General features: G+C 34.2%; 2 protein-coding genes and 1 pseudogene. All 3 read right to left on the reverse strand.

Translation table 11 applies throughout. The features are described 5' to 3' along the window. Positions 1 to 330 (reverse strand): annotated as a pseudogene (locus AB0C84_RS45760) (hypothetical protein); the annotation flags it as partial. 9 nt (positions 331 to 339) lie between these two features. Further along, entirely contained in the window at positions 340 to 549 is a 210-nt protein-coding gene (gene copZ, locus AB0C84_RS45765; protein WP_001831373.1) for a copper chaperone CopZ, read from the reverse strand. Between the two features lie 33 nt (positions 550 to 582). Then, positions 583 to 2,909: heavy metal translocating P-type ATPase (locus tag AB0C84_RS45770; protein WP_361079128.1), on the reverse strand; the 2,327-nt coding region annotated here is incomplete at its 5' end.

Raw genomic sequence — 2,909 nt, forward strand, 5'->3', positions numbered from 1 at the left:
TTTTGGTGTAACATCAACAAAAGCCTGGTAAGTTCCTGGCTCTAATTGTTGGTTAATTATAAATAAACCTTCATGCTTTTTTTGAGGGTGTAGGTGGTAATATTTCTCCATGTCATTAGATACTAAAACGAAATGCATTTCTTTTTCATGCATAGTATCTAATAATGGGGCATTATTAAATTCATCTTCTAACGTAATTTCTATATTACCATCTCTATATACAACATTTGCTTTAATTTCGGGTTTGTTTGAATGATATTCATGATTATGATTCATATTTTTATCCTCCTTAATTTTTAATAAGGGCATATCATTAAACGATATGCCCAACTATTTAAATTATTTAATTACATCGTAACCTTGATCTTCAATAGCTTCTTTAAAGTCGTTGAAAGCTACTTGATTTTCATCAAATTCAACTTCCACATTCCCATTCGCCAAGCTTACTTCTGAAGATGTTACACCATCTAATCCATTTAATGCTTTTTCAATTGAATGCTTGCAATGGTCACAGCTCATACCTTCTACATTAATAACTTCGTTAGTCAATGTTGTCACCTCCTTTCAAGAAATATAAGATTCTTATAATTTCATACGTTTTAGACGTAAAGCGTTTGTGACAACACTTACAGAACTTAAAGCCATTGCTGCTCCCGCAACCCAAGGTGCTAGCAGACCAATTGCTGCTATAGGGATACCTGCAACATTGTAACCAAACGCCCAAAATAGATTTTGGCGAATATTACGAATTGTAGATTTACTTGCTTTTATTGCTTTTGGAATTAATAAAAGGTCTCCTCCTAAAATAGTTATATCAGCAGCTTCGATTGCAACTTCTGTACCTGTACCAATGGCAATACCAATATCTGCTTTAACTAGTGCTGGAGCATCATTGACACCATCTCCAACCATAGCTACTTTTTTACCTTCAGATTGAATTTCTGCTACTTTAGAAGCTTTTTCTTCTGGTAAAACCTCTGCAATAATCGTGTCTATACCAACTTGTTTTGCTATTGCTTGTGCGGTACGTTTGTTATCACCAGTTAACATAGCAACTTCAATACCTAATTCATGAAGTTTTTGAATAGCTTGTTGGGCAGTATCTTTAACTGTATCAGCTACAGCGACAACCCCTCTCAATTCGTTATCTACGCTTATAAGCATTGCAGTTTTTCCTTCTTTTTCAAATTGAGCGAGATTTGTTTCAGCTTCATTAGTTTGGATTCCTTTTTCACTCATTAGTTTTCGATTTCCGACAAAAAGTTCTTTACCATCAATTGTTGCATTTATACCGCGCCCTGGTATAGCTTCAAAATGGTCTACTTCTAAAAATTCTAATGATTTTTCTTTAGCATAACTTACGATAGCTTCAGCTAGTGGGTGTTCAGAACCTTTTTCTGCACTAGCTAACAATTGTAATGTTTGATCATCTCCACTAAAATCAGTGACTTCAGGTGTGCCATTTGTTATAGTGCCAGTTTTATCTAAAACAACTGTATTAATAGCGTGTGTACCTTCAATGTGTTCTCCACCTTTAAATAGAATGCCATTTTCAGCAGCTTTTCCGGTACCCACCATTATAGAAGTAGGCGTAGCTAAGCCTAACGCACAAGGACAAGCGATAACTAATACTGCTATTGCAGCAACTAAGGCTGGTTCAAATTGTCCCGGCTGAACTAATGAAATCCATATAATAAATGTGAAAATCGCGATACCTACAACGATAGGTACAAAATATCCAGAAATAATATCTGCTAGTCTTTGTATTGGCGCTTTAGAACCTTGCGCTTCTTCGACAACTTTAACAATGGAGGCAAGAGCTGTATCTTTACCAACTTTTGTTGCTTCAACAGTAATTGCTCCATTTTTATTCATTGTTGATCCTATAACATTATCATTTTGCATTTTTTCAACAGGAATAGATTCACCTGTCAACATTGACTCGTCAATTGAAGTCATACCTTTAATTATTTTGCCATCTACTGGTATTTTTTCTCCTGGTTTGATAACTAAATAGTCTCCTTCTTTTACCTCACTTAAAGGAACCATAGTCTCTTCACCGTTGCGTAATATACGTGCTTCTTTAGCTTGTAAATTCAACAATTTACTTAACGCATTTGTTGTTTGTGTTTTAGCACGTGCTTCTAAATACTTTCCGAAAAGAATTAAAGTAATTAATACAGCACTTGTTTCAAAATATAGGTGTGGCTCATAATTTGTATTAATTAACCACTTAATCGATTCATAAATACTATAAAAGAAGGCTGCGCTTGTACCTAAAGCGACAAGAACATCCATATTTGCTGACCCATTACGAAGGTTTTTATAAGCGCCTACATAAAATTGCCAACCAATAACAAATTGAACAGGCGTTGCTAATACAAATTGGAACCACGGGTTCATAAATATATGTGGTATTTGAATACCAAATAAATGAACGAACATTGTCATTAACAATGGAGCTGCTAAAACAGCTGAAACAACTAATTTAATTAACTGTCGTTTTAATTGTTTTTCTTTTTGGGAACTTTTTTCTGATGCTTCTTTTTTAGGTTGTGCCTCATACCCTAGGTTTTTAATACGTTGTTGAAATTCATCTACAGACGTCATATCAGGGTTGTATTCTACAGTAGCACTTTCTGTGGTTAAATTAACTGTAGCCTTATTTACACCTGAGATTCGATTTAAAACTTTTTCGATTTTATTCGAACAAGCTGCACACGTCATTCCCATTACATCGAGATCCACTTTTTCGGTTAAAACTCCATAACCTGTTTTTTGAATTGTATTTGCAATATCTTCTAATGATGTAACATTGGGGTTATATTCAATTGTAGCTTTCTCTGTAGAAGGATTTACATTAGCGTTAACTTCATCTAATTTATTTAGATTTTTTTCTACTTTATTCG

It is taken from the genome of Actinomadura sp. NPDC048955, assembly GCF_040649435.1.
Classification (GTDB): domain Bacteria; phylum Actinomycetota; class Actinomycetes; order Streptosporangiales; family Streptosporangiaceae; genus Spirillospora; species Spirillospora luteofluorescens.